This window comes from Haliea alexandrii (assembly GCF_003719295.1).
Lineage (GTDB): Bacteria > Pseudomonadota > Gammaproteobacteria > Pseudomonadales > Halieaceae > Haliea > Haliea alexandrii.
In genome coordinates this window covers 385,649-411,140 of the sequence record NZ_RFLW01000002.1, presented here as the reverse complement: position 1 = coordinate 411,140, position 25,492 = coordinate 385,649, and the positions used below count along the sequence as shown (strand labels likewise).

The window sequence follows — 25,492 nt, the reverse complement described above, 5'->3', positions numbered from 1 at the left end:
CGGCAGGTTTCAGCCTTTGCCGGTGGGCTTGTTGGGGCCGGCCTGAGCGTCCTTTTCCAGATACTCGATAATCTTGCTGGCGATATCGATACCTGTGGCCTTCTCGATGCCTTCCAGGCCAGGTGAAGAGTTAACTTCGATGACCAGCGGGCCGTGATTGGAGCGCAGGATATCCACACCGGCCAGATCCAGTCCCATGACCCGCGCTGCCTTTACCGCCAGGCGGCGCTCTTCCGGCCGCAGTTTGATCACTTCGGCGGTGCCGCCGCGGTGCAGGTTGGAGCGGTATTCGCCTTTTACGGCCTTGCGTTGCATAGCGGCGATCACCTTGTCGCCCACCACAAAACAGCGGATATCCGAGCCTCCGGCCTCGCGGATAAATTCCTGCACCAGGAAGTCTGATCCGATGCCGCGGAAGGCATTGATCAGCGCTTCTGCCGCTTTCTTGGTTTCTGCGAGCAACACGCCATTTCCATGGGTGCTCTCGGTGAGTTTTAGGATCAGCGGCGCCCCGCCGACTGACTCGATAAGCTTGTCCGTTGCCCGCGCCGAGTGGGCATAGCTGGTGACAGGCTGGCCGATGCCACGCCGAGCGAGCAATTGATGGGCGCGCAGCTTGTCGCGCGAGCGGGTAATGGCAATCGATTCGTTCAGGGAATATACGTGCCCCACCTCGAACTGGCGCAGCACGGCACACCCGTAAGACGTAATGCTGGCGCCAATGCGCGGGATGACGGCCTCGAAATCCAGTGCTTCAACCCGTTCTGCAGAGTGCTGGTAGATCACGGTGGGGTCATTCGCGGTGATGTTCATATAGCACTTGAGCACGTCGATCACACTGACATCATGGCCGCGCGCCGCCGCCGCCTCCACCAGTCGACGAGTGGAGTAGAGCCTGCGATTGCGCGACAGGATGCCGATTTTCATAGAGTGCCCTTGTGAGCCAGAGGAATGTGATACCGGCCTACATGATAGCTGTTCTGTGGAGACTTTGCGCGTACACCTCCCGAGCTGTCGCGCTCAGTAGCCGGCAGTCTTGTCGACCAGCCCCTGCAGCGGCTCACCGCGGAAAAATGCCTGTACATTGGTAATAAAAGGGGCGAGCAGGCGCTCAGTCATATTGGGACCACTCCACGAAATGTGTGCGCTGAGGCGGATGCCGGGGTGACTGTAGATCCAGTGACCTGCCGGCAGTGGCTCCGGGTCGACAACATCCAGTGAGGCGCAAGCAAGGTGGCCAGTGTCGAGCGCCGTGCGCAATGCGCTCTGGTCTACCAGACTCGCACGCGATACGTTCACCAGATGTGCGCCAGGCTTCAGGGCTGCAAGCGTGCGTGCGTTGATCAGGCCGTCGCTCTCGGACGTGGCGGGGAGGGCGAGTACCAGGTGATCCGCTTGCGGTAGAAGGCTGTCGAGCTGTTCGACCAGTCGCACGCCGGGCATGGGGCTCTCTCGGTAGCGGCGAACGGTGGCGACAACCTGCATATCAAACGCCAGCGCGCGTCGTGCAACCGCTTGACCAATGGCGCCAAAACCAACAATACCGAGGGTTTTGCCCTCCAGGCAGCCGAGGTCCGCGGCGTACCAGGAAGCAGGGGGTTCTTTGAGCCAGCGTTCGGGCAACTGCTTCTCCCGGGCAAGCATGGTGGATAGCACCCATTCGGCAATGGGCGTAGCGGTCGCTCCTCGGGAGCAGGTGAGTAAGGTGTCATCGGCCAGCAGCGATAGCGGAAAGCCATCAATGCCAGTGCCGAACACATGAATCCAGCGCAGCCCCTGGCATGCCGAAATCAGGGCAGGGAGGTCGCCTCCGCGCACAGTGCACAGCAACACGTCAGCTGCGAAGGGCTGCAGTGGGCCATCGCCGGGGGGCACCACAAACGCATCCACGGCCTGGCTCAGCCCCTGCAACTGTTCGCAAAGGCCGGGTATGTCGTGCTGAAGTGCTATACGCATGCAAAAATCTCCATTTAAAGTGTAAAGCAACCCAACAGGGCGGCATGATCCGACAGGTCGCGCCAGTGGCCGTCTCCCAATCGCTGGCAGCTGACCGCCTGCAGGCCTCGATAGTAAATTCGGTCTACCGGGAACATCGGCGCCCATACCGGGAAGGTGCGTGCATGTTGTCCGCGCAACGCCATGAAAACCTCCTGCAGGTCCAGGTTTGCCTCCAGGTAACGGGCGCCACGCTGTCGCCAGTCGTTGAAGTCTCCAGCCAGAATAAGTGGCTCTCCATGCGGTACGTGAGCCTCTATGCGACGCACCAGTGTTTGCAGCTGGGTGCGTCTTTCGCGCTCGAGCAGGCCGAGATGCACACAGAGGGTATGTAGTCGGGTACCCAGCCGAGGGACTTCGAGGACGCTGTGCAGGATACTGCGACTCGATCGTGGGAACAGCGAAACGTCGATATTCTCGGAGTCCAGAATCGGGTAGCGGCTGAGCAGGGCGTTGCCGTGATCTCCCTTGCGGTAAATGGCATTGCGCGCGTAGGCGAAATGCGGCCACACCTGATCGGCGAGATATTCGAAATGCGGCTCTTCCGGATAGGTGAAGCGTTGCCGGCGCCGCGGACTGAACTGCGCTGCGCCATGCACTTCCTGCAGAAACACCAGATCCGCCCTGGACTCGACAATCCGCTGCCGGATCCCGTCGAGGATAAAGCGGCGGTTACCGGTGCAGAAGCCCTTGTGGATATTGTAGGTAAGAACGCGCAGCTCAGGCGTCGAGCGGTCCGCTGGGGTTGAACTGTTGCCGGCGTGCACCGTGCTTTCTCCTTGGCGCAGTGCGGGACTGGGCGACCTTGAGCGTTGTGGCATTGCACCATTATGCGGACAGTCATTGCGTGAGCAAAGCCCTGTACCGATGGTTTGCAGTACGCGACGGTTAAAACGACCGATAACGTTGGCTGGTGCGCGAGTTTGGCTGGCGGGCCGCTGGGCACTCAGACTGACAGCCAAGGCTTCACCCATGCAGGCTGCCAGTAGGGCCAGAAACCAGCCCCGCAGCCTGCAAAACACGGCAAATCCGTTATCCGCGAAAGAATCCACAACTGCGTATAATATATATTATGTTAAATAGAGCGTTTGGGCACACAGTTATGCACAGCCTCTGGGCACCACCGGACATCACGCTCGTTGCGGAAGCGGCCCGCGATGGGATTTATCGGCATCTGACGCTGGAATGCACTGCGTGTGATGAGGACAGGATCAGGAGGAATATCAGCTGGATATCCGGAGGGATGCCGATGCCTGCTCCGGCATGGCTAAGGACATTCTGTTCGATCAGGACAAGTGGCAAGCGCCCCACGTCCGTTGTTACCGCCGCACCCGCAGCACAGCGGGAGGCGCTACCGTCTCCGCGTCAGGGTGCTGTGCCTTGTGCGGCAACGGCCAACCCGTGTTGAGGGGCTAGCGCATCAATGCGCCACCGTTCACGTTGAAAACCTGGCCATTGATCCAGCGGCCATCTTCCGACAACAGCATTGCCACCATACCGGCAATGTCGTCGGGCGACCCCAGACGCGTCCCCGGAATTCTGCTCAACATGTAGTCTTTGATGTCGTCGGTCAGGTGGCCACTGCTTTCCATCTCGTCCGTCAGCACAAACCCCGGCGCGACTGAATTGGCGTTGATGCCCTGGGCGCCATAGCACGAGGCCACATGGCGCATAAGCGCATTGAGGCCGCTTTTTGACATGGCATAGGAAGGCCGAACGGGCTCCCCCGCATCGGCCGCGCTGGAGCTGGTATAGACAATCGCGCCCCGCTTGTTGACCAGCAAATGAGGCAGCAGCGCCCGGGTGCACAGTAAATGCCCTTTCAGATTTACATCAATGGTTCGATCAAAAACATCGAGTGATACGGTTTGTGCATCGCTGTCTTCCATAATGACACGCAGGTCTGCCGCGTTGATATGTGCGCCGTCCAGCCCGCCCAGGCGCTCAACAGAAGACGTCACGGCATCAGTAACGCTTGGTGCATCCGCGAGGTCGATAGCGATGGCGTGGGCTTCACCGCCCGAATCGCAAACGTCTTGTGCGACGGTACGCGCACCCTCCATGTTGATATCCGCCACGCAGACTCGAGCACCTTCCCTGGCCAGCCTGCGTACCGTAGCAGCGCCTATTCCGCTGCCAGCACCTATGACAATAATGCGTTGTCCCTCAAGCCTCGACATGTTTTTTTCCCCTTTATGTTCTAGCGTGGCTGATGTGTTCCAGTGTGGCTGAGTGTAATGGCAAAAATGGTCCTTGCGCCCTGATGCTCGAAAAGCGAGCTACCAGTCCAGTATGTGCTACCAGTCTGAGCCTTCACCGGTCAGTACTGCTGCGTTCCAAATTCGCGTGCAGGGAACGGCGCAGCGCGCCCAGGTGTTCGCGCAGCGCCTGCTCGAACCTTTCATCATTGAAGTGCGCTGCACTCACCATGAAAATGATGCCACCACCCCAGGCGAGGTTGAAGACGACACCACCCTCCTCGCGCAGGCTTTGCTCCTGTACGGGAATAGTATAAGGCTCCAGGATACGGGTGAGAGTCGCATCGCCTAAAGGATGCAGCCGCCGCTCTGCCATATCGCGTAAAATAAGGCCCAGCTGGGCTGGTCGATTGCGCATGAATCGCAGCCATGCGTTGACTGTGGCCAGGATGCGCTCCACCTCACCATGACCTGCAGGTGCGGCGTGCTCGGCCAGGTGAGTGGCGTAATCAATTGCCATTCTCTCCAGCACCCCGCGGTACAGTGCCTCCTTGTTGCCAAAAAAATGTGCCACCGCTGGCGCAGTCTTACCCGCATCAGCTGCCACGTCCTGTAAGCGCGTCGCGGCATAACCGAGATCCGCAAAACGCTGCTCTGCGGCGTCAAGAATCGTCGTTCGAGTCTGCGCACCAACGCGCCCCTCGCCCTTGGGGCGACCGCGCCGAAGCGGGCTGTCCTTCCTCATATCGCACTCCCCTTGTATGCGTGCAAGCACCGCATTTGCAGCAAAATCACTCAAGCTGATATCAAATATTAAACCGTTGGTGGACTGCCCTGAATTTTACTGAATTGATATTAAGTTAATTGACGGTATTCTGTCACGGTGTCGCAGCAATAGCGTGCGATGCCCCAGATCCAGGCGCTCACAGCCCTTCCCATGCTTGCGTAAAGAGGAGATAAAAATGGCGACAGATAAACTGGAACCCCGCGTCGTCCGTTACGGCGGCGCCATGTTCGGCGAAGATGAAATCGCCAAAGTGAATGCTGTATTGCAAGACCCCAACGGTATGATTCCAGGTGCCCGTGTGGGTGAATTTGAAGCCGAAGTGGCTGCCTTCATGGGCAAAAAGCACGGTGTTATGGTCAATTCCGGTTCATCTGCACTGATGATCGCGATGCGACTACTGAATCTGCCTCAGGGCTCAGAGGTCATCACGCCTGCCCTCACCTTTTCCACTGACGTGGCGACGATCTACCAGGCTGGGTATACCCCTGTGTTCATCGATGTGGGCCTGGACAGTTACCAGATGATCGCGGACCGGGTCGAAGACGTTGTGACGGAAAATACCAGGGCCATGCTGGTGCCCGACCTTGTCGGTGGCATTGGCGACTGGGACAAGCTGCGCGCGCTCGCCGACAAGCACGGACTGCAACTGGTGCACGACTCAGCCGACACCCTCGGTGGCAGCCTGCGGGGCCGCAAAACTGCGACGCGGGCTGACATTTCGATTACCAGTTTCTCTATTTTTCACATCATCACCGCGTTGGGCAATGGCGGCATGGTGTTCTTCGATGACGATGAGCACCTGGACAAGGCACTCATGCTACGTGCCTGGGGCCGCTCTTCCGAGAAATACATGTTCGGTACCAAGGTGGCAGAGAGTGATGGACGCTTTCTGGAAAAGCTCGATGGTCTGGACTACGACTCGCTGTTTATTTTCGAGGATCTGGCGTATGGCTTTATACCCAACGAGGCGGGCGCAGCCTTCGGCCTGGGGCAGATGAACCGTATTCACGAGCTGTGGAAACTCCGCAATGCCCGTTTCCAGGGCTACTATGACTTCTTCGCGGAACACGCCGACAAATTCATCGTGCCGACCACGCTCCCGGAAACTGAAACAACCTGGATATGCTTTCCGCTGCAGATCCGTCCGGAAACAGGCTGGAGTCGGAAGTGTCTGCAATTGCATCTGGAAGACAGCGGTATTTTTTCGCGGGTAATTTTTTCCGGTAACATCACACGGCACCCCATGTTGAAAGGCCGCGACTATCGCGTGCATCCAGAGGGCCTGGGCAACTGTGACCAGATCATGGAGTTTGGTGTGATGCTGCCCTGCCACCCCACGATGACTGAAGAAGACCAGCAGTATGTGAAACAGGTACTACTGGAGTTCATCGAGGCCGACGGCAAGCCCTGAGATTGTCGAACAAACCAGGCGCTATGGAGAAACCGGCTTTTCCAGCTCGCCCCGTGCTGTCGTCAATTACCAAGGCCTGACGGCACGATATCGGGGTGGGCATACTCCGGGAGCACCGGGTCAGCAATACGCTCTTTGCCGTTGAGGGTGTACACCGGGAGCTGATGATAGTGCGGGAAATGCAGGCTGTATGCAGTCAAGCCCGTGCGCTCAGCGGCCGGCAAGTGGCACAGCGCCAGACCGGTCTCCGCGATATATTCAATGCGTTCGGAAGGATACTCCTCGGGAATGAACTCGCTCGCACCCGGTGTACGAATCGCGGTGCTCGGCGCGAGGGTGTTCACCGCGATATTGTCGGCCAACAGCTCCGCTGCAAGCCCCTGAGTCATGCGGTGCACTGCCGCTTTGATTGCAGCGTAAACCGTTGCGCCCCCCTGCGCTGCGAAGGCGTCATACGGGCGCAGCGGTGGCAACGCGGTCACCGACCCCAGCGTGACGATCCAGCCACCACCCCGCTTGCGCATCTCGGGCACCGCGTGGTGATAGAGAATGAATGGGGCGCGCAGATAGTGGCCGAAGGTGTTGTCGAACATAGCCTGCTCCATGTCCACCGTCGGCGCGTATTCAGCCTTGCCGCCACTGTGCACCAGAATATCCAGGCCACCCGCCGCACCGACTGCCCGCTCAACCAGGCTCTGTAAGTCCTGTTCTTTCTCAAGGTCGGCGACCAATGGATGTGCTCGGCCACCCTCGTCCTCTATCAATGCCACCGTCTCCTTCAGGGTGCCTGCATAGTTCCCGGCACTGTCCAGGCTGCGCGCCGTGACCACGACGGTCGCCCCCTCAGAGGCCAGTCGCTGTGCCAGCGCGCGGCCTATTCCACGACTGGCTCCGGTGACCAGTGCAATCTTGTTGTCGAGTAAGTTCGGCATAGTGAAATCCTTTCCAGGGGGCCAGGTTGCAAAGGCCGTTAGTGCCCAGGGGGTATCAGCTCAAGCGCCAACAAGCTTTCCCCGAAAGCGCTGAAGGCATGAGAGAGGTTTACGTCGATCGCCTGGTCACCGGACTCCGGGTCAAACCAGCGGTCGATATGCGCCCAGTGATGCGGGTGGATCATATAGGGGCCTGTCAGGCCGTCGAGGTCGTTGAATTCCTGCTCCCAAACCCACGTCCAGGGTGCGGCATCCGTGTGGTCCCAGCCTGCCGAGCTGGCCCGGCTCAAGCGCCAATTGCGTATCTCGGGAATATGCAGTGGCATGGCGAGAAGGTCGCGTTCGAAGTGGGCCGCCCTATCAGCATTCACGCCAGGCAGCAGACGGAAAAAGGCGGTGCGCTTGACCCCATTGGCAATGCCGGGGGCACGCAAGCCCGCGCCCACAGTGTCCATTGCCAGCGCATGTATGGCGTCGCAATGCCGGTCTAGCAGGGGCGCAATGCGCTGCCGCCAGACTGTGCTTTTCTGCGCTTCCCTGGCGGTGTTCGCGTCAGGATACAGAAGGTCCCAGGTCAGGTGACCGGCGGCATACTCCGGGGCAAAGTTGCGCGCCAGCGCTGTATGTTCTGCACCGGGTAACAGCGCTATCGCCTCACGCAGGCCAGTGTCCAGCGTATCGATGCTGCCCTCACGCACGCGCAATTGCGCTGTTTCCCGGTAGCCTCGGCTCGCCACGTCGGAGGCGTTACCCATGGGCGCTGGCAGCTCACTGGCCGTGTGTGCTCCCGGATACACGCGTTCCCGAGAAATCGTGAGCGCGTCAATGCGCTGCCAGAACTCAGCCACTGCCGGGATACCGGACCGCGCTCGCATGCTCCACCAGGCGCCCACGTCTGCCACTTCCCAGCGCTGCCAAAGCGTCAGCGGGGCCTCGGTAAGCATAAGCGGCGGGGATATTTCCCGCGCAACCAGCCGCAAGCCCCGCTCTGCCGCAGCCGGCTGATAGCACTCGCGAAACAGTCGCTCCACCTCGGGCAGCTGTGTCGCTTCAAGAACAATTCGGTCCAGTACTGTAATCATCCAGTTCAACTCATTGCGCGCACCTTGCTGGTACACTAACGCAATCCGGCACGGATTGTCGTGACTGTGCTCACGGGTTTCAGTGCCGGGAGAGACATAACAACAACGAGTTCAAGGAGCACTACCAGCTTGGATACCAACCTCATTCGCCAGCAAACCGTCTACCACGCATTGCGGCGCACCGCGGCCCGAAACCCGCAGCAGGCCGCCATTCGACAGCACGACGTAAACTGGACCTATGCTGAATTTCATGACCTCTGCCTTCGCGTTGCTGGCGGGCTGTTGGAACGTGGAATTCAGCCCGGTGACCGTGTCGCCATCCTGTCGCGAAATTCGAATGCCTTTGCTGTCGCGCGCTTCGCCATAAGCGCAATTGGCGCCGTGCTGGTGCCGGTCAACTTCATGCTCAATGTGCAGGAATCGGCCTATATCATTGAGCACAGTGGAGCCCGCCTGCTTCTGGTGGGAGACAGTGAGGTGGAGAAAGCGCAACAGGTGGCAACACAATGCCCCGAACTTGAGCAATTGTTCTGGTTGGCAACTTCAGGTGATGCGCCTGCTGGACTGGACGCTTTCAGCCTGCTGACCGTGAGTGCCCCGCTGGCGACCCTGCCTGCTGTAGAGAGTCAGGATGCCGCACAGATCATATACACCAGCGGCACTGAATCGGCGCCAAAAGGGGCGGTGCTAAGTCACGCCGCGGTGTTGTGGCAGTACGGTAGTATTCTCGCCGATGCGGAAGTCTGTAGCACGGACACTGTGTTGCACGCCTTGCCACTGTTCCACTGTGCACAGCTGGACTGCTTTCTAGGGCCCGCGATTCAGTGCGGCGCCCGCAATGTGATAACCGACGACAACAGCCCAGCGAACCTGCTCGAGTTGTTGTCCCGCGAAAAAATCACCTCGTTTTTTGCGCCGCCTACCGTCTGGATTTCTTTGCTCCGTCATCCCGACTTTGACCGCGCGGATTTGTCTGCACTGCGCAAGGGCTACTACGGCGCATCCATCATGCCGGTGGAGGTGCTGAAGGAAATCCAGACTCGCTTGCCCCAGCTGCGTCTGTGGAACCTGTATGGACAAACGGAAATTGCGCCGACGGCAACCATTCTCAAACCGGAAGACCAATTACGCAAGGCGGGCTCAGCCGGCCGTCCTGTACTCCACGTTGAAACCCGTGTCGTTGACGATGACGGCAATGATGTCGCGACGGGTGATATCGGCGAAGTCGTGCACCGGTCACCACAGTTATTGACTGCGTATTTCAGGAACCCGGAGAAGACGGCGGAGGCGTTTACGGGTGACTGGTTCCACAGCGGTGACCTGGCAACACTTGATGAGGAAGGCTACCTGACCATTGTCGACCGCAAAAAAGATATGATCAAAACGGGTGGCGAGAATGTGTCCGGGCGAGAAGTGGAAGAGACGATCTACCAGCTGCCCTGGGTCGCGGAAGTGGCAGTTATCGGCCTGCCGCACCCACACTGGATGGAAGCCGTTGCTGCTGTTGTAGTGCCCAAGGATGACGCGAGTGAGCAAGCAAGCGAACAGGCTGTTATCGACTTTTGCAAACAGCATCTGGCCGCTTTCAAAGTGCCCAAATGCATCCTCATAGCGCAGGATTTGCCGCGTAATCCTTCAGGTAAAATCCTCAAGCGGAACCTGCGCGAGGCCCACGCCGACGTTTTCAGCAGCGCTCCTGAGTCGTAAAGGCTAGTCTATCGACAGCCCCATACCCTTGAGCACTTCTTCCGGAAGTGCGGGGGGCTGCAGAGCCGACAGGTGCGCGGCGCGGCCAGCGGCAAACTCACGGGTAAGCTCCGGGTGCGTGGAGACCCAGAATTCCCCGGCGGCAATTTGCGGCAGAATGCGTTGCGCCGCTTCGTACCCACTGATGCCGTCCGACGACAGCATGCCGTGCATCATCACCCGGTGCTGTTCGCTCGCGGAATTGGTGGTGGTGCCACCGTCCTCAAAAATACGGGTGGCCACCGGCCCGGGCAAAACCGCGGACACCTGAATTGGCGCCTTGCTTATCTGCATTTCCAGAAACAGGCATTCACTGAAGGAGATCATGGCGTGCTTGCTCAGGATGTAGGATGTTTGCACAGGCATCATGCCAAGGCCGCCAATGGAGGCGGTGTTGGCAATCCAGGCAGGCTGGCCACTGGCGATCATTCGTGGCGCAAAGGCCCGCACGCCATGTATTGCGCCGTGAATATTGATGTTGAGTGTCTTGTCCCACTGCGCTGCGGAGAGCTCCCAGGTCAGGCCCAGCGTTTCGACCCCGGCATTGTTGATCAGCAGCGTGACGTCGCCCCAAGCGTCGTGGGTGGTTGCCGCGAGCGCGTCGATAGAGGGTGCATCGGCTACGTCAACTCTCACCGCCATGGCCTCCCCACCCTGCGCACGGATACTCTCAGCCACAAGCTGCGCACGATCTTCGGCAATGTCCGCCACCACCACACGCATACCCTGTTCAGCTGACACGCGCGCCAGGCCTTCCCCTATCCCCGAACCTGCACCGGTAATAACGGCTACTCCGCCGCGCAAGCGTTCCATACTGGTTTCCATCGATTGTTTTCCTGTTACGTGTTCGTTACTGCTCAAAGCCGCGGGCGATTGAATATCCGTTGACTGCGCTCACTCGAAATTTGCAACTTCAAGCACGATTTTCCCGCGAGTGTGTCCCTGCTGCAGAATACGGTGTGCATCGGCAACGTCGCGCAGCTGAAATGTTTTTAAGGGTGGCAGTCGCACATCGCCACTGACCAGCAGGCTGGCAATTTTTTCCAGGGTCCTGCTGCAGTTCGCGTCGTCCATCGTAGAAAACACGCGATTGACGCCCCTGGCAGCGCCCGCCTCTGCGGCTGCAGGAATATCGCCGTCGTCGACCAGGGTAGGAATGCTGACAAAGGTGCCCCCTGATCGCACCAGGTCAAGGCCATTGGGCAATGTGCTGACGCCCACCGCATCCATGAGATAATCAAGCCCCTCTGGCGCCCAGGCCTGCACTTCACGCGTGATATTGTCTGTGCGGTAGTCAATGACGTTGTCGACGCCGAGATCCAGCAGGTATTGCACATTGGGCGTTGAGCACGTCGCCGCGACGTCTGCACCGGCCCAACGGGCAAACTGTACCGCAAAGCTGCCGAGACCTCCTGACCCGCCGTGAATCAGTGCCCGCTGACCTCGCTGCAGGCCGCCGCGGTCAAACAGACCCTGCCAGGCCGTGAGTGAAGCCACGGGCAATGCGGCCGCCTGCGCAAAATCCATCCCCTCGGGGATTCGCGCGACCCGGTCGGCGTTTGCAACAACGAACTCTGCATAGCTCCCCTGCCCCCCCTGACCATGATTGGTTGGCGTAAAGACCCGGTCGCCAACGGCAAAGCCCTCAACGCCTTCGCCCACGGCACTGATGCGGCCCGCGGCGTCAAAGCCGATAATGTAGGGAAAAACATAGGGACGAAACTGGGCGAGGTGGCCTTCGCGGTTTTTCCAGTCTGCGGGGTTCACACCGGCGTAGGCGACTTGCACTACAACCTCACCGCGGCCGGGTTCTGGCGTGTCCACCTCGGCGTACTGGAACACTTCCGGTCCACCCGTCCTTTCAATGATCATCGCGTACATCGCATCCCTCCACAGTGGCTAAGCGCTACCGTAGCGCATATCACGTCGCTTGCAGGCTTTTGCGTTTCAAGTATGTGAACTGAGTGGCGACATGTTAGGGCACTGCAGTCGCTCCGCCACCGAGAGGGCGTCTGATCGGCTGGCCGGGCATGCTGTCCATACTCAATACGCCGCCATCAATTACCGGAACACCGTTGACCAGAACATAGTGCATACCGGTTGCAGGCTGTCGCGGGTTGGAAAAAGTCGCCCTGTCCGCTACCTGGCTCGCATCGAACACCACGATGTCGGCATCCATGCCTGTCTGCAAGCGGCCTTTCCGGCGCATCTGCGGCACGGAAGATTGCAGGATCATCGCCGGTATCAGCGATGACTTGCGCAGGGCCTCTGTGAGGCTGAGAGACGCGCTTTCCCGCACCCATTGCGCAAGTAACCGGGTAAACGTTCCCGCACTTCGCGGATGCGCATAGGCGGATTCCGGCAACGGCCATTGATCAGGGGCAACAAGCGCTCCGGTGCTACTGTCGATCCAGGGCATGCCGTCGCTGGCTATCGCGCCGCCGGGAAAGAGCACAGAGGTGTCGAGGATATCCCGCTCGGCCGGCAGGTCGAGGAAGTGCCTCACGATCACAGCGCCGGGCTGTGCAGCGCGCAATGCCGTGAAGCTGGCTTCATCCAGTCGTTCGCCGTTGTACTCGATATCCTCCGGCTTTACGCCTTTGGCCGCCATCGCCTCTGCGCTGAACAGTGCAGCCCCAATGGTCGTGCTGCCGGCGCCATAGGTGTAGGCCTCTGTGCTGAGTGGCACGCCGGCTGCCTGTGCCGTGCGAATCATATCGCTGGTCACGTCCACCGCACGCACACTGCTACTGTTCAAATGGCAGATATGGGCGTGATTGTTGCTGCTTGCCGCGAGCGCAATGACCTGCCCAACGCACTCGGCAGAGCTGCCCGGATCCGCAAGGTTGTCGCAGGAAATATGTGTGAAGGTGGGTACCTCATGGCGCGCGGCAAGCTCGTGGACCGCAAGCAACTCGCGAAAACCGCCTCCGGGCGCGTAGCCGCCGTTGATACCAATACCCAGTGCGCCTTCTTGCAAGCCCTGCTCAAGGCTCTTGACGATATTGGCGACCTGCACGCCGGATGCGGTCTCCTTGACCCAGCGCTCAAGTGCAAACGCCTCTCGGAACCACTGCAGGTCCGCCTGTGGAGCCAGCCCCTCGAACTCTTCGATGCGGGCGAACGTCCAGGCCGCCGATGTGCCGTAGTTCAACGCTCTTCCCGCGGCGGCCTGCCGACTGTACCAATTTCCGACGGGAAGTATGCCGGACTCAAGCTCCAGCGCTGTCGTCACACCGTCGTAGGCATGCATCCTGTCGGCGACCAGTGACTGGCCATGGGAATGCAGATCAATGAAGCCCGGGGCAACCACAAGCCCGGTCGCGTCGATCACCCGTTTACCGTCAAGTGCTTGCTCTGTTACCGCGGTAATCGCCCCGCCTGTGACGCCCACATTGCGAACGGCATCCAACCCACTTTCCGGATCAATCACTCGCCCACCGGCCAACACGAGGTCATAAGCCGGCTCTGCGGCCTGCAGTGCCGTGCTCAGCACCCCGGCGGCGAAGACGAGCAGTGCCCATAGAGCGCTGCGCCAGGCGCGCGTGTTTTGCGGTGCAACACGTGTGTATTTCAACTCGCCTCCTCAACCCGGGGCTTCTCTGCCACACTGGGCAATCGACAAAAGTGCGACACTAGCATATAACGGCGGATTGAGGGCGTGAGCCCCCAACCTCACGCGCTACAGCGTCGTTGCGGCGGGCGGCCGCTCCATAAATTGGCACGAGTAACAAAACCTGAGGGTCTGACACAGTGAATGCGATAGTTCCACAGCGTACAGAAGATAGCGCCGGCGAACGCTGGGCGCGTTTCACACCGATCGTCAACAGCGACGATTATGTACAGAGCCTGCGCAACCGCAATGTCACGGTCTACCTGATGGGCGAACGCATTGCAGAGCCGGTTGACCACCCGATCATTCGCCCCTCTATCAACGCCCTGTGCGCCACCTATGATCTGGCCCTGGAAGACCCCGAATTGGCAACCGCGCATTCGTCACTTATCGACGCTCGGGTCAACCGCTTTCTGCACATCGTTGAATCACCGCAGGATCTGGTGCTGAAAAACCGTATGCAACGGCGTATGGGGCAGATTACCGGCACCTGTTTTCAGCGCTGCGCCGGGTTGGACACCATCAGCGTGTTGCATTCCATCACCTGGGACATCGACCAGCAGCACGGCACCGAGTATCACCAGCGGTACCTTGCCTTCATGCGCGAGGCGCAGCGCCACAATGTGATCATCGGCGCGGGCATGACCGACCCGAAAGGTGATCGCAGCAAACGCCCGCATGAGCAGTCAGATCCAGACCTGTTTTTGCACGTCACGGCGCGCAACGCGCGTGGCCTGTATGTTACCGGGGCCAAAGCGCACATGACCGGTGGCCTTAACAGTCACTGGATCTGCATCATGCCCACCATGAACATGGGAGCGGCTGATCGCGACTACGCCGTTGTCGGCATGGTACCCGGGGATGCAGAGGGGCTTACCTATATTTACGGACGTCAGAGTTGCGATACGCGGGCTCTGGAGACGGGCGATATCGACAAGGGCAATGCCCGCTTTGGCGGCCAGGAGACCCTGGTGGTGTTCGATAATGTATTTATCCCCTGGGAGCACGTGCTCATGGACGGTGAGTACGAATTCGCACAGCCCATGGTCGCGCGCTTCACGGCCTATCACCGCGCCAGCTACGTGTGTAAAACCGGGCTGGGGGATGTGATGGTGGGTGCCGCCGCGTCCATTGCCGAGTACAACGGGGCCGATGCCGCCAGCCACATCAAGGACAAGCTGGTTGAGATGACGCATCTGAACGAAACCATTTACTCCTCGGCCATCGCCTCATCCCATGAGGCAACACAGCTCGATTCGGGTATCTGGATGAATGATGAAATGCTGGCCAACGTCTGCAAACACAACGTTACCCGCTTCCCCTACGAGATCGCGCGTTTCGCGCAGGACCTCGCCGGCGGTCTGATGGTGACGTTGCCGTCACAGGCAGACTTTGAGCACGCAGAAGCCGGACCGTTGTTACACAAATACTTTCAGGGACGCGCAGATATACCGGTGGAAAGCCGAACCCGTATGCTGCGCCTGATCGAGAACATGACCCTGGGGCGCAATGCTGTGGGTTACCTGACGGAGTCATTGCACGGCGCGGGGTCACCACAGGCGCAGCGTATCCAGATACTGCGGGGCATGGATCTGGCGCGCAAGAAGCGCTATGCGCAGGACCTGGCGGGCATTGAAATTATTGCCAGTGACGCAGATTGAGTGCCTAGCCCAGCTTGAGGCCGACCACGGCGATCTGATCGCCGTCGAGCTTCTTGACCACAAACTCCACACTGTCGAGTGACACCCTGTCGCCCACCACCGCCTTGTGATGGAACTGACGGTTGATGAACTCCCCCACGGTCAGTGCCTGCAAAGCCTCGGGTACCGCTATACCGTACATCAGTGAAATGTCCGCCAATCGCGCGCCGGGCTTGAGCACGAAGTCCCCGTAGAACGCCGAGGCCTTCTGCGAGCTGCTGGCGTCTGCCGGCGTGAATAGCCGTGCCAGTGCCGGTGCGGCGCCGTCGTTGCCGAGCACCATTACGTGGTCTTCCAGCTCGACATCCTGTTCTCGCGGGTTGTCCAACAACACACCCTGGCGCACAACACCCACCAACTGGGCCCCACCGGAAAGCGGCAGGCGCCCAGCGCGCATGCTGATAGCGGGGCTCCCCGCGACCGCCCGGTACACCAGTACTTCTTTTTCCTGCTCGTCGGGGATGCGCAGCACCAGGTGCTCCGGGTCTACCAGGAGCGGCGGCACTTCGATGCCCAGCCAGCGGGCAATGGGCGCAATGGTCCAGCCCTGCAGCACCAGAGACACCAGCACCACGAAGAAGGCCAGCTCGAAAAATACGTCGGCATGCTCCAGCCCCGCCAGCGAGGGAAACAGCGCGAGAATGATCGGCACCGCGCCGCGCAAGCCACACCAGCTGATGAACACCTGCTCGCGCCAGGGGAAATGGAACGGAGACAGGGACACCGCAACGGCCAGCGGACGTGCCACCAATATCAGCGCAAGGGCGATGCCCAGCGCCGGAAGTACCAGCGGTACCAGGCTGCTCGGGGTCACCAACAGGCCCAGCATCAGAAACATGCCAATTTGTGCCAACCAGGCAATACCGTCGTGGAAGCGACGAATATCCTTGGCGTGAGGCAATGACGCATTGCCAATCAGGATGCCAACCAGATAGATGGCGAGAAAGCCACTGCCCCCCCAGAGGTTGGCGATACCGAATACGCTCATGCCGCCCGCCAGCGCCAACAACGGATACATGGATACCGGCAGGGACAGGCGTTTCAATAATTGCACCAGCACATAACCGCCGGCAAAGCCGATAGCCAGGCCCAGGCCCATTTGCTCGGCAAATGCGCCCAGAATACGGACGCCGGGATTTTCTGCCTGCAATGAAATCAGTTCCACCAGCGTGATGGTGAGGAAAATGGCCATGGGGTCGTTGCTACCCGACTCCACCTCCAGCGTGGCACTGGTGCGTTCCTTGAGCTGTAGCCCGGCAGAGCGCAACAGGCCGAACACAGCGGCGGCATCCGTGGACCCCACAATGGCGCCGATCAGCAGTGATTCCAGCCAGCTCAGGTCGAGCAGGAAGTGCGTGACCAGGCCGGTGATGCCCGCCGTGAGTACAACACCGACGGTCGCCAGTGATAGTGCAGGCCCCAGGCTCACCCGGAACGTGTCGCGACGGGCGCCCTGGCCGCCATCGAAGATGATGATAGCCAACGCGAGGCTGCCGAACAGAAAAGCCTGGCTGACGTTGTCAAAGCGCAGTCCACCCACGCCCTCTTCCCCGGCCAGCATGCCCAGTATCAGGAACACCAGCAGCACGGGGGCGCCCACACGCCGTGACAAGCCGCTGGCAACAACGCACAGCAGCGCCAGCAGGGCGCCCCAGAAAATCATGCTGTTGGTGAGTTCAATCGGGTTCACGGGCTTGCGTGCCCCTGTGTCGGCATCCTGAAAAGCCATGGTACACCAGTCCAGCGCGGGAGGGACGGGAACACCGATACTTAAGCGCTGTCAGAAGCGAGTACCGATAACCCGTAATCATGGGATTGGATGCAACCCTGCACAGGGTTACACTGCTTGCTTCGAACACAGGAGATAGCGACTTTGTCAAACAATCTGGCCTTCGGGGCGAGGCACTTGCGGATCGTCCTGCTGGGGGTTGCGGCCCTGCTGGTAGGGGCTTTGCCGATGGGCGTTGCCGCCTCCATTGCGTACACAGACAGTCAGCGGGAAACCATTGTCGAGTTGATCGAACAGCTGGAGGAGCGTCATTACGCCAAACTGGTTTATGACGACAATCTGTCCTCCCTGCACCTCGACAATTACATCGACAGCCTGGACGGCGGGAAGATGTTCTTCACGCAGGTGGATCTGGCCGACTTCGAGCGCTATCGCACCGTGATGGATGAAGACCTGCATGCGGGCAACCTGCAGGCGGGCTTCGCTATTTTCAACCGGTTCCAGCAGCGCCTGCAGGAGCGCCTGGAGGGCGTTGTGGGTACGCTGGAGGAACGCGTTGCGGCCATGGACTTTGCCCTTGAGGAAGATTACGAGCTAGATGGCGAGGATCGGGCGTGGGCGAGCAGTGAAGAAGAGCTCGACGATCGCTGGCGGCGCCACCTGAAGAACCAGGTGCTGAGCCTGCGGCTCAGCGAAAAGGCAGCTGACGACATCGTGCCGACGCTGGAGAAACGCTACCGCAATCAGCTCAAACGCATCGAGCAGTACAACGCGCAGGATGTTTTTCAGGTTTACGCTAACGCTTTGACAGAATTGTACGACCCACACACAAACTATCTCTCGCCGCGTCGTTCGGAAAACTTCAACATCAACATGAGCTTGTCGCTGGAAGGCATCGGTGCGGTGCTGCAAATGGAGGACGAATACACCAAGGTCGCCCGGTTGGTTGCGGCAGGCCCGGCGGATAAACAGGGGGACTTGCAGCCATCGGACCGCATTGTGGGTGTCGCCCAGGGCGAAGATGGCAGTTTCGAGGACGTTATCGGCTGGCGCCTGGACGAGGTCGTCGAGCTGATACGTGGCCCCAAAGACTCCACCGTCCGCTTGCAGGTCATACCCGCCAAAGCGCCCACGACCGACGCTCGCAAGGAAATCACCATCGTACGCAACCAGGTCAAGCTGGAGGAACAGTCCGCGCAAAAGCATGTGCTTGAAGTGCCCGAGGGAGACCAGACCGTGAAGATCGGGGTGATCGATATCCCCGCATTCTACATCGACTTCGAAGCCATGCGGCGTGGCGACGAAGACTACAAGAGCACCACCCGCGACGTGCGCAAGTTGTTGACCGAACTGGAAGACGAAGGGGTCGAGGGCATCGTTATAGACCTGCGTCACAATGGTGGCGGTTCCCTGCAGGAAGCCAACGAGTTGACCGGGCTGTTTATCGAGTACGGCCCCACCGTGCAGATTCGCCATTCCTCACGCCGCGTCTGGCGCGACGGCAAACGGGTGCGCGGTCCTTACTACGACGGTCCGCTTGTCGTACTCATCAACCGGCTGAGCGCGTCTGCGTCAGAAATCTTCGCCGGTGCGATCCAGGATTATCAGCGCGGCATTATTGTGGGTGACCGCTCCTTCGGCAAAGGTACCGTGCAAACGATGGTGCCGCTTACCGAAGGCCAACTGAAGCTCACCGAATCGAAGTTCTATCGCATCTCCGGTGATAGCACGCAGCATCGCGGCGTGCTGCCCGATGTGATGTTCCCCTCGCTGTTCGACCCCGAGGAGATCGGCGAAAGCGCTCTGGATCACGCGCTGAACTGGGACCAGATCAACCCGGTGAAGCACCGCCGCTACGGCGATGTTGCGGCGGTGGTGCCGGAGCTGACGCGTCAGTTTCGCGAGCGCAGTGTGAGCAATCCGGATTTCGTCTACCTCGAGGAACAGGTGCACCTTGCCGAAGAGGCGCGCACGGTCAAAGCGCTGCCGCTGAACGAAAAGGCGCGCATCGCCATGCGCGAGATGCAGGAGACCAAGGCACTGGCCATCGAGAACCGTCGCCGTGCAGCACGCGGTGAGGAGCTGCTGACGTCGCTGGAAGACGAGTTTGTCGAAGACGACGAGAACGCAGAACCGGAGCCGGATGCCGATGCCGATGCGTTAGAGCACCCGGATGTGCTGCTCACTGAGGCCGGCAACATTCTGGTAGATGCCCTGCTATTGCGCCAACAACAGTTTGCCCAGCACAGCGAATCGAGCGCAGACGAGCACTAGCAGGAACATCGGCGGCATCGGTGTGTTGCGGACTTTTCCACGCCGTCCAGGGCAGGACGGCTAACCTTCAGGCTTGCCAGAGACGGGCTTTAGCATATGACAATGGATTGGATTGAGGGACTCGGGGCAATAATGCCTGTCACCCGCCTCGGGGATGATATGCGAGTGGTGGACATGTCGCCGGCATCATTGCGCATGCACGGGATGACCCTGGAGGAAGTGCGCGGTAAAACGCTGTCTGAGCTGGCGCACCGCCCCCCCATGACCAATGTCTTGCCCAGTGCCTGGCGACGGACCGCGCCGCTAACCAAGGATCCTATTGGCGGATTGCTAGAAGACGCGGCGCGGCAGTACGGCAATGCCACGGCTTGGGTGTGGCTGCTGACGCCCTCCGGGCGCCTTTTCCGCGGCATTCTCAACGTCATCAAACTACACGTCGGGTTCCTCACTTACCTGGCCAATGTGGAAGACCCTTTCACTCGCAGCCTGGTGCGCGCGGAACCGGATGGCACCATTATCGGTTCGCTCGGAGCACGCTGGACACTGGAAACCATGCAGGTGTTTGAAGATTTTATTGCCGGGGACAGCCTATTGGACATCGCCAGCAGCCACAAGCTCAGCAAGAACCGGGTACGCACCATTCTTGACGACCTCTCCGACCAGACCGGTTATGAAACCCCCGGTGCACTGCGCGCCGCTATCTACCGGAACTATGCCGACGAGATGGTTCCCGCACGACAGACGATTTTCCCGGTCGTTACCAATGAGGTGCCGGGCTTCCCCATTTACGACCGGGCACCGGTCTAGCCCTCATGGTTTCACTGCCCTACTCCCAGGCCTGCGAAAACAACAAGCAGCCGATTCTGGCGCGGTTACAAGAGGTGTTTGTGGGCCCCGGCACCGTCCTCGAAGTGGGTTCGGGAACGGGGCAGCACGCGGTCTATTTTGCCGCTGCGTTGCCGCACCTGACCTGGCAGCCCAGTGATCATCCAGCGAGTATTGAAACCTGTCGGCCAAGGCTTGCCGCGGCAGCGTTGCCCAACCTCGCCGAGCCGCTGGTGTTGGATGTTGCCGATTCCGCCTGGCCCCTGACACGCGCCGATATGGCGTTCTCTGCCAACACCGCACACATCATGAGCTGGAACGAAGTGGAAGCGCTTTTCCGCGGGCTCGGCGGCATGCTTCCCGTGGGTGCACCCTTCTGCCTGTACGGGCCTTTCAGTTACGGCGGGCGCCACACCAGCGCCAGCAACGCCGATTTTGATAGCTCGCTGCGCGCACGAGCGGCGCACATGGGGCTGCGGGACATGGACGATCTGCAGCGCCTCGCCAACAGCACAGGCTTTCGCCTTGAAAACGATATCGCCATGCCGGCGAATAACCGCTTGCTCGTGTGGCGCAGGCCATAACGCGCAACCGGCACGAGCCTGTTACCCTGGCGTCTGTGGCGTGTCGGGTCCGAACCAGGCCAGTTGCGTCTGCAGGTCAACCACCGAACCGATAATGATCAGGGTGTGTGCCGACGGGCGCGAGGCAGCGACAATGTCGCTGATGCTGCTCAGGGTGCCGGTGATGACACGCTGTTCAGGCAACGTGGCGCGTTCGATAACGGCCACCGGTGTTTGCGGAGAGCGGCCATGGGCTATCAGCTGGCTGCAAATGACCTCCAGCGCGGCCAGCCCCATATAGAACACCAGGGTTTCATTGGGTGAGAGAAACTCCTGCCAGCGGTGTTCCAGTCGGTCATCTTTCAGGTAACCGGCCACGAAGCGCACCGATTGTGCATGCTCACGATGCGTCAACGGGATGCCGGCATAGCTGGCGGCCCCACTGGCAGCGGTAATGCCGGGCACTACCTGGAACGGGATATGGTGTCGCGCCAGTAACTCGATCTCCTCACCACCGCGGCCGAAGATGAACGGATCACCGCCCTTCAGGCGCGCCACGCGATGCCCCTCGCGGGCGAGGTCGAGTAGCCGCTGGTTGATCTCCGCCTGCGGTACGCTGTGGTCGGAACGCTGCTTGCCCACATAGATGCGCTCGGCATCGCGACGCGCCAGGTCTGTGATGGCGGGGCTCACTAATCTGTCGTAGAGCACCACATCCGCTGACTGCAGCAGGCGCAGGGCCTTGAAGGTCATCAGGTCCGGATCGCCGGGGCCGGCGCCAATCAAATAAACCTCGCCCTGGTTGAGACTCTTGGGATTGCGCTGCTGTTGCGCAAGCAGCGCCTCGAGGCGGCTTTTCGCCTCTTCCTCGCGGCCGTTGAGTACCTGCGTGGCGATGGGGCCCTCGATAATTTGCTCCCAGAACCGCCTCCTGTGCTCTACGTCGGGCAGGGCGCGTGCCACGGTTGCGCGCAGCGCGCGGGCGAAGGTCGCCAAACGACCATACGCAGCGGGCACCATGGCCTCGATACGCCGTCGCAATTGCCGCGCCAGTACCGGGCTGGCGCCGTTACTGCCGATAGCAATCACCAGCGGTGAGCGGTCGACAATCGCTGGAAAGATAAACGTGCACAACTCTGGCGAGTCCACTACGTTGACCAGAATACCCGCGGCACTGGCATCCGCAGAAACCACCGCGTTGAGCGTTCTGTTGGGCGTGGCCACAACCACCAGGCGCGCGCCCGCCAGATGCTGTACGCCTTCATAGCCAAAGGCTCGCCAATGATGACGCGGCTGCTCGCCCCCAGCCTCTTCAGCGCCCTGTAAGCCGAGCAGGGCGAGAAGCTCACTGCAGGCCTGTGGCGCGACCACAGTGATACAGGCGCCGGCGGCCTGCAACAGCCTGGCCTTGCGGGTCGCCACCTGGCCGCCACCCACCAGAACGACCGGCGTATCGCGAAGCTTCAGGAAGAGTGGCAGCGATTCCATGGTAGCGGACTCCTGGCGTGTGATGGGCGTACTCAGAGCTGCGTCAGGCCACCCATATAGGGCTGCAGGACCACGGGAATGGTGACACTGCCGTCCGCCTGCTGGTAGTTCTCCAGCAATGCCACGAGTGTGCGTCCCACCGCGAGCCCTGAGCCATTCAGCGTGTGCAGCAGCTCAGGCTTGCCGGTTTCCGGGTTGCGCCAACGGGCCCGCATGCGCCGCGCCTGGAAATCACCAAAGCTGCTACAGGACGAAATCTCGCGGTAGGTATTCTGGGCGGGCAACCACACCTCCAGGTCGTAGGTGCGCTGTGCAGAAAAACCGGTATCACCGGCGCACAGCGCCATCTTGCGATAGGGCAGCTCGAGCAGTTGCAACACCCGTTCCGCGTGACCGGTGAGCGCGTCCAGAGCCTGCTCGGACTGCCCGGGGCGCACCAACTGCACCAGCTCCACTTTCTCGAACTGGTGCTGGCGAATCATGCCGCGCGTGTCGCGACCGTAGCTGCCTGCCTCACTGCGGAAACACGGCGTGTGACACGCAAACCGTACGCCCTCGGCGCCGAGTTCAACATCCTCAAATATGCGGTCGCGCGCCACATTGGTCACTGGCACCTCCGCGGTGGGAATCAAGTAGTAGTCCTGGTCGCCATGCAATTTGAACAGGTCCTCGGCAAACTTCGGTAGCTGCCCAGTGCCACGCAGGGACTCGCCATTGACGATATAGGGCACGTAGATTTCGCGGTAACCGTGCTCGCCAGTGTGCAGGTTGAGCATGAACTGGATCAGGGCGCGATGCAGGCGAGCCAGTGGGCCGACCATCACGGTAAAACGGGAGCCGGTGATCTTGCCCGCGGTCTCGGCGTCAAGCTGCTGCAGGGCCTCACCGATCTCCACGTGGTCGCGCACCGGGAAATCAAACACCCGCGGCTGACCGCAGCGTGCTATCTCGGTGTTGTCTTCCTCGCGCGTGCCCTCGGGCACCTCGGGTGCCAGCAGGTTCGGCACACCCAGCATGAATTCCTCCAGCTTCGCCTGTACGCCCCTGGCCTGTTCGGTAAGCGTGTCGAGTTGGGCGGCTATCTTATCGAGGGTCAGGTTCACCTGGGCTTTCGCCTCATCGACACTCATGCCCTGCCCCACCAACTGGCCGATAGTCTTGGAGGCGCGTTTGCGTTCTGCCAGCAGCGACTGGCTGTCCATGTCGGCCTGCTTGCGCTGTGCGTCGAGGGCTTCGAACGCGGCAACATCGAAAGTGAAACCGCGCCGCGCCAATTGCGCCGCGATGGCTTGCGGGTCCTGCCGCACCGCTTTGATATCCAGCATTGTTGTGTTCCTGTTGTCTGTTGTGTCGGACGCTAGAGCAGAGTCCGGGTCAGGGTGATTGCGAGGGCGGCACCGACCACGCAGAGCGTGACACTGGCCAGCATATACCCCACTGCATGCGCTGCCTGGCCCGACTCCCAGAGGGCGAAGGTCTCCAGGGAAAACGTGGAGAACGTGGTGAACGCCCCCAGGAAGCCAACCATCAGCAGACCGCGCCAGTCCGCATGCAGAACCTGGCGCTCCAGCAGCGCAAATACCACACCGATAGCACAGGAGCCCAGAAGGTTGACCAGCAAGGTGGCCACGGGAAACGCGCCTTGCCACTGTGCCTGAGTCCACTGCGACAGCAGGTAGCGGGAAACCGAGCCCGCTGCTCCCCCGAGTGCAACGAAAACCAGGTACTTCATGGGAAAACCCGCAGCGTGCAGTTGCCAGCGCGCATTGTACTGATTTTTTGCCTCCGGGGCAGCGCCCTGCGCCGCGCTTACGGCTTGCGCGGGTAGCGCTGCCGATTGCTGTTCTGGTCCAGGCCGCGCAGGTACTCGAGCTTTTCGCCGATCTTCTGTTCCAGACCGCGCGCTACCGGGAAATAGTAGCGCCGCGACTGCAGCGCCTCCGGGAAATAGTTTTCGCCCGCGGCATAGGCACCCTCCTCATCGTGGGCGTAGCGGTAATCGTCGCCATGGCCCTCCGCTTTCATCAGCGCTGTCGGTGCGTTTCGCAAGTGCAGAGGCACTTCGCTGCTGCCCTGGCTTTGTACATCGGCCAACGCCGCCTTGTAGGCGCTGTACACTGCGTTGCTCTTGGGCGCACAGGCGAGGTAGATCACAGCCTGCGCGAGGGCGAGCTCTCCCTCGGGGCTGCCCAGGCGCTCCTGTACCTGCCAGGCATCCAGGCACAGGCTGAGCGCGCGCGGGTCGGCGTTGCCGATATCTTCGCTCGCCATGCGCACGATGCGGCGCGCCAGATACAGCGCGTCGCAGCCCCCGTCCAGCATCCGGCACAGCCAATACGCGGCGGCGTCCGGGGCCGAGCCTCGCACAGCCTTGTGCAGGGCGCTGATCTGGTCATAGAACAGGTCCCCGCCCTTGTCGAAGCGCCGTAACGAGGCCTGCAAGACTTCTTCCAGAGTCGCGGCTGTGATGATGCGCCTGCCGTCGTGCTCGTCCGCGAGATCGGCGGCCAGCTCGAGCAGGTTCAGGGCGCGCCGGGCATCACCGTCAGCCTGCCCGGCAATCTGTAACAGGCACCCTTCGTCGACGCCAACCGCGGGCGAAAGCGCAGCGACACCGCGGCGCAACACGTCCAGTAACGCGTCCGGCTCAAGCGCACGCAATTTGTAGACACGGGCACGGGAAAGCAGCGCATTATTCAGTTCAAACGAGGGGTTTTCGGTGGTGGCGCCGATAAAAATGACGGTGCCATCTTCCACATGGGGCAAAAACGCGTCCTGCTGACTCTTGTTGAAACGGTGCACTTCATCCACGAACAGAATCGTGTCGCGCCCTGTGGCGCGCTGCTGACGCGCCTGGCTGATGGCTTCGCGTATTTCCCGCACGCCGGCAAGCACCGCCGAAAGCTGCAGGAAGTGCGCGTTGGCAGCGCCGGCCACAATACGCGCCAGGGTGGTTTTACCGACGCCCGGGGGGCCCCAGAAAATCATTGAGTGCAGCTGGCGCCGCTCGATGGCCTGGCGCAGCGGCTTGCCGGGCCCCAGAAGATGCGCCTGCCCGGCAAAGGTGTCCAGGGCTTGCGGACGCAGGCGTGCCGCAAGCGGCTGGTAACCCGCTTCGTCGTCGGCGCTGAACAGGTCGTCGGCCAAGC

General features: G+C 60.6%; 21 protein-coding genes. 6 read left to right on the top strand and 15 right to left on the bottom strand.

All coding sequences use genetic code 11. From position 1 onward, the window contains the following. Nucleotides 1-9: 9 nt before the first annotated feature. The 5 genes from rimK to EGJ68_RS10100 all read right to left on the bottom strand — a co-directional run bounded on the left by rimK (nucleotide 10) and on the right by EGJ68_RS10100 (nucleotide 4,938). Nucleotides 10-927, bottom strand: coding sequence for a 30S ribosomal protein S6--L-glutamate ligase (rimK, locus tag EGJ68_RS10120; protein WP_123034424.1), 918 nt, complete (start codon nucleotides 925-927; stop codon nucleotides 10-12). A 93-nt stretch (nucleotides 928-1,020) separates the two neighbouring features. Then, the gene (locus EGJ68_RS10115) at nucleotides 1,021-1,956 is read right to left on the bottom strand and encodes an NAD(P)-dependent oxidoreductase (RefSeq protein WP_123034423.1); all 936 of its coding nucleotides are present in this window, start codon (nucleotides 1,954-1,956) and stop codon (nucleotides 1,021-1,023) included. Nucleotides 1,957-1,970: 14 nt separating this feature from the next. Continuing rightward, entirely contained in the window at nucleotides 1,971-2,762 is a 792-nt protein-coding gene (locus EGJ68_RS10110) for an endonuclease/exonuclease/phosphatase family protein (protein WP_233248761.1), read from the bottom strand. 645 nt (nucleotides 2,763-3,407) lie between these two features. Further along, a complete protein-coding gene (locus EGJ68_RS10105; RefSeq protein ID WP_123034422.1) occupies nucleotides 3,408-4,175 on the bottom strand; it encodes an SDR family NAD(P)-dependent oxidoreductase in 768 nt (255 codons plus the stop codon). A 133-nt stretch (nucleotides 4,176-4,308) separates the two neighbouring features. Beyond that, a complete protein-coding gene (locus EGJ68_RS10100; RefSeq protein WP_123034421.1) occupies nucleotides 4,309-4,938 on the bottom strand; it encodes a TetR/AcrR family transcriptional regulator in 630 nt (209 codons plus the stop codon). A gap of 217 nt (nucleotides 4,939-5,155) precedes the next feature. Between EGJ68_RS10100 and EGJ68_RS10095 the strand changes: the two genes are divergently transcribed. Further along, on the top strand, nucleotides 5,156-6,391 hold the full coding sequence (locus EGJ68_RS10095; RefSeq protein ID WP_123034420.1) for a DegT/DnrJ/EryC1/StrS family aminotransferase: 1,236 nt from the start codon (nucleotides 5,156-5,158) through the stop codon (nucleotides 6,389-6,391). Between the two features lie 62 nt (nucleotides 6,392-6,453). On the opposite strand, the gene EGJ68_RS10090 is transcribed toward EGJ68_RS10095, so the two are convergent. Both EGJ68_RS10090 and EGJ68_RS10085 read right to left on the bottom strand, forming a co-directional pair. Then, nucleotides 6,454-7,323 carry an SDR family NAD(P)-dependent oxidoreductase gene (locus EGJ68_RS10090; RefSeq protein ID WP_123034419.1) on the bottom strand — a complete coding sequence of 290 codons (870 nt, stop codon included), beginning with the start codon at nucleotides 7,321-7,323 and terminating at the stop codon, nucleotides 6,454-6,456. A 38-nt stretch (nucleotides 7,324-7,361) separates the two neighbouring features. After that, nucleotides 7,362-8,405, bottom strand: a complete 1,044-nt coding sequence (locus EGJ68_RS10085) for a Dabb family protein (protein ID WP_158283600.1) — start codon at nucleotides 8,403-8,405, stop codon at nucleotides 7,362-7,364. Nucleotides 8,406-8,534: 129 nt separating this feature from the next. On the opposite strand from EGJ68_RS10085, the gene EGJ68_RS10080 reads away from it, so the two are divergent. After that, nucleotides 8,535-10,112 carry a fatty acyl-CoA synthetase gene (locus tag EGJ68_RS10080; RefSeq protein WP_123034417.1) on the top strand — a complete coding sequence of 526 codons (1,578 nt, stop codon included), beginning with the start codon at nucleotides 8,535-8,537 and terminating at the stop codon, nucleotides 10,110-10,112. A 3-nt stretch (nucleotides 10,113-10,115) separates the two neighbouring features. On the opposite strand, the gene EGJ68_RS10075 is transcribed toward EGJ68_RS10080, so the two are convergent. The 3 genes from EGJ68_RS10075 to EGJ68_RS10065 all read right to left on the bottom strand — a co-directional run bounded on the left by EGJ68_RS10075 (nucleotide 10,116) and on the right by EGJ68_RS10065 (nucleotide 13,728). After that, nucleotides 10,116-10,976, bottom strand: a complete 861-nt coding sequence (locus tag EGJ68_RS10075; protein WP_123034416.1) for an SDR family NAD(P)-dependent oxidoreductase — start codon at nucleotides 10,974-10,976, stop codon at nucleotides 10,116-10,118. Nucleotides 10,977-11,045: 69 nt separating this feature from the next. Further along, nucleotides 11,046-12,032: an NADP-dependent oxidoreductase gene (locus EGJ68_RS10070; RefSeq protein WP_123034415.1), complete on the bottom strand. Its 987-nt coding sequence runs from the start codon at nucleotides 12,030-12,032 to the stop codon at nucleotides 11,046-11,048. A gap of 94 nt (nucleotides 12,033-12,126) precedes the next feature. Beyond that, on the bottom strand, nucleotides 12,127-13,728 hold the full coding sequence (locus EGJ68_RS10065) for an amidohydrolase family protein (RefSeq protein ID WP_199228003.1): 1,602 nt from the start codon (nucleotides 13,726-13,728) through the stop codon (nucleotides 12,127-12,129). Nucleotides 13,729-13,904: 176 nt separating this feature from the next. On the opposite strand from EGJ68_RS10065, the gene EGJ68_RS10060 reads away from it, so the two are divergent. Beyond that, nucleotides 13,905-15,425 carry a 4-hydroxyphenylacetate 3-hydroxylase family protein gene (locus tag EGJ68_RS10060; RefSeq protein WP_123034414.1) on the top strand — a complete coding sequence of 507 codons (1,521 nt, stop codon included), beginning with the start codon at nucleotides 13,905-13,907 and terminating at the stop codon, nucleotides 15,423-15,425. Nucleotides 15,426-15,429: 4 nt separating this feature from the next. Here EGJ68_RS10060 and EGJ68_RS10055 read toward each other — a convergent pair whose 3' ends face one another. After that, the gene (locus tag EGJ68_RS10055) at nucleotides 15,430-17,193 is read right to left on the bottom strand and encodes a potassium/proton antiporter (RefSeq protein ID WP_123034413.1); all 1,764 of its coding nucleotides are present in this window, start codon (nucleotides 17,191-17,193) and stop codon (nucleotides 15,430-15,432) included. Nucleotides 17,194-17,337: 144 nt separating this feature from the next. Here EGJ68_RS10055 and EGJ68_RS10050 point away from each other — a divergent pair, with 144 nt between their 5' ends. The 3 genes from EGJ68_RS10050 (at nucleotide 17,338) to EGJ68_RS10040 (ending at nucleotide 20,876) form a co-directional block, all read left to right on the top strand. After that, entirely contained in the window at nucleotides 17,338-19,467 is a 2,130-nt protein-coding gene (locus tag EGJ68_RS10050) for a carboxy terminal-processing peptidase (RefSeq protein WP_233248760.1), read from the top strand. 132 nt (nucleotides 19,468-19,599) lie between these two features. After that, the gene (locus tag EGJ68_RS10045) at nucleotides 19,600-20,274 is read left to right on the top strand and encodes a PAS domain-containing protein (RefSeq protein WP_123034411.1); all 675 of its coding nucleotides are present in this window, start codon (nucleotides 19,600-19,602) and stop codon (nucleotides 20,272-20,274) included. A 5-nt stretch (nucleotides 20,275-20,279) separates the two neighbouring features. Continuing rightward, a complete protein-coding gene (locus tag EGJ68_RS10040; RefSeq protein WP_123034410.1) occupies nucleotides 20,280-20,876 on the top strand; it encodes a DUF938 domain-containing protein in 597 nt (198 codons plus the stop codon). Between the two features lie 21 nt (nucleotides 20,877-20,897). On the opposite strand, the gene cysG is transcribed toward EGJ68_RS10040, so the two are convergent. From cysG to EGJ68_RS10020, 4 genes are all read right to left on the bottom strand, one after another. Then, nucleotides 20,898-22,343 (bottom strand): siroheme synthase CysG, encoded by a 1,446-nt coding sequence (cysG, locus tag EGJ68_RS10035; RefSeq protein WP_123034409.1) that lies wholly within the window; start codon nucleotides 22,341-22,343, stop codon nucleotides 20,898-20,900. 32 nt (nucleotides 22,344-22,375) lie between these two features. Continuing rightward, the gene (gene serS / locus EGJ68_RS10030) at nucleotides 22,376-23,668 is read right to left on the bottom strand and encodes a serine--tRNA ligase (protein ID WP_123034408.1); all 1,293 of its coding nucleotides are present in this window, start codon (nucleotides 23,666-23,668) and stop codon (nucleotides 22,376-22,378) included. Nucleotides 23,669-23,700: 32 nt separating this feature from the next. Next, on the bottom strand, nucleotides 23,701-24,075 hold the full coding sequence (gene crcB / locus EGJ68_RS10025) for a fluoride efflux transporter CrcB (RefSeq protein ID WP_123034407.1): 375 nt from the start codon (nucleotides 24,073-24,075) through the stop codon (nucleotides 23,701-23,703). Nucleotides 24,076-24,152: 77 nt separating this feature from the next. Further along, nucleotides 24,153-25,490, bottom strand: coding sequence for a replication-associated recombination protein A (locus EGJ68_RS10020; RefSeq protein WP_123034406.1), 1,338 nt, complete (start codon nucleotides 25,488-25,490; stop codon nucleotides 24,153-24,155). Nucleotides 25,491-25,492 lie beyond the last annotated feature (2 nt).

What these genes read in the sequence shown, in the direction of transcription:
- EGJ68_RS10070 (WP_123034415.1), bottom strand. Translation starts at nt 12,032, where the DNA reads ATGTACGCGATGATCATTGAAAGGACGGGTGGACCGGAAGTGTTCCAG.
- EGJ68_RS10090 (WP_123034419.1), bottom strand. Translation starts at nt 7,323, where the DNA reads ATGCCGAACTTACTCGACAACAAGATTGCACTGGTCACCGGAGCCAGT.
- EGJ68_RS10105 (WP_123034422.1), bottom strand. Translation starts at nt 4,175, where the DNA reads ATGTCGAGGCTTGAGGGACAACGCATTATTGTCATAGGTGCTGGCAGC.
- EGJ68_RS10040 (WP_123034410.1), top strand. Translation starts at nt 20,280, where the DNA reads ATGGTTTCACTGCCCTACTCCCAGGCCTGCGAAAACAACAAGCAGCCG.
- EGJ68_RS10045 (WP_123034411.1), top strand. Translation starts at nt 19,600, where the DNA reads ATGCCTGTCACCCGCCTCGGGGATGATATGCGAGTGGTGGACATGTCG.
- rimK (WP_123034424.1), bottom strand. Translation starts at nt 927, where the DNA reads ATGAAAATCGGCATCCTGTCGCGCAATCGCAGGCTCTACTCCACTCGT.
- cysG (WP_123034409.1), bottom strand. Translation starts at nt 22,343, where the DNA reads ATGGAATCGCTGCCACTCTTCCTGAAGCTTCGCGATACGCCGGTCGTT.
- EGJ68_RS10075 (WP_123034416.1), bottom strand. Translation starts at nt 10,976, where the DNA reads ATGGAAACCAGTATGGAACGCTTGCGCGGCGGAGTAGCCGTTATTACC.
- EGJ68_RS10095 (WP_123034420.1), top strand. Translation starts at nt 5,156, where the DNA reads ATGGCGACAGATAAACTGGAACCCCGCGTCGTCCGTTACGGCGGCGCC.
- serS (WP_123034408.1), bottom strand. Translation starts at nt 23,668, where the DNA reads ATGCTGGATATCAAAGCGGTGCGGCAGGACCCGCAAGCCATCGCGGCG.
- EGJ68_RS10100 (WP_123034421.1), bottom strand. Translation starts at nt 4,938, where the DNA reads ATGAGGAAGGACAGCCCGCTTCGGCGCGGTCGCCCCAAGGGCGAGGGG.
- EGJ68_RS10115 (WP_123034423.1), bottom strand. Translation starts at nt 1,956, where the DNA reads ATGCGTATAGCACTTCAGCACGACATACCCGGCCTTTGCGAACAGTTG.
- EGJ68_RS10055 (WP_123034413.1), bottom strand. Translation starts at nt 17,193, where the DNA reads ATGGCTTTTCAGGATGCCGACACAGGGGCACGCAAGCCCGTGAACCCG.
- crcB (WP_123034407.1), bottom strand. Translation starts at nt 24,075, where the DNA reads ATGAAGTACCTGGTTTTCGTTGCACTCGGGGGAGCAGCGGGCTCGGTT.
- EGJ68_RS10085 (WP_158283600.1), bottom strand. Translation starts at nt 8,405, where the DNA reads ATGATTACAGTACTGGACCGAATTGTTCTTGAAGCGACACAGCTGCCC.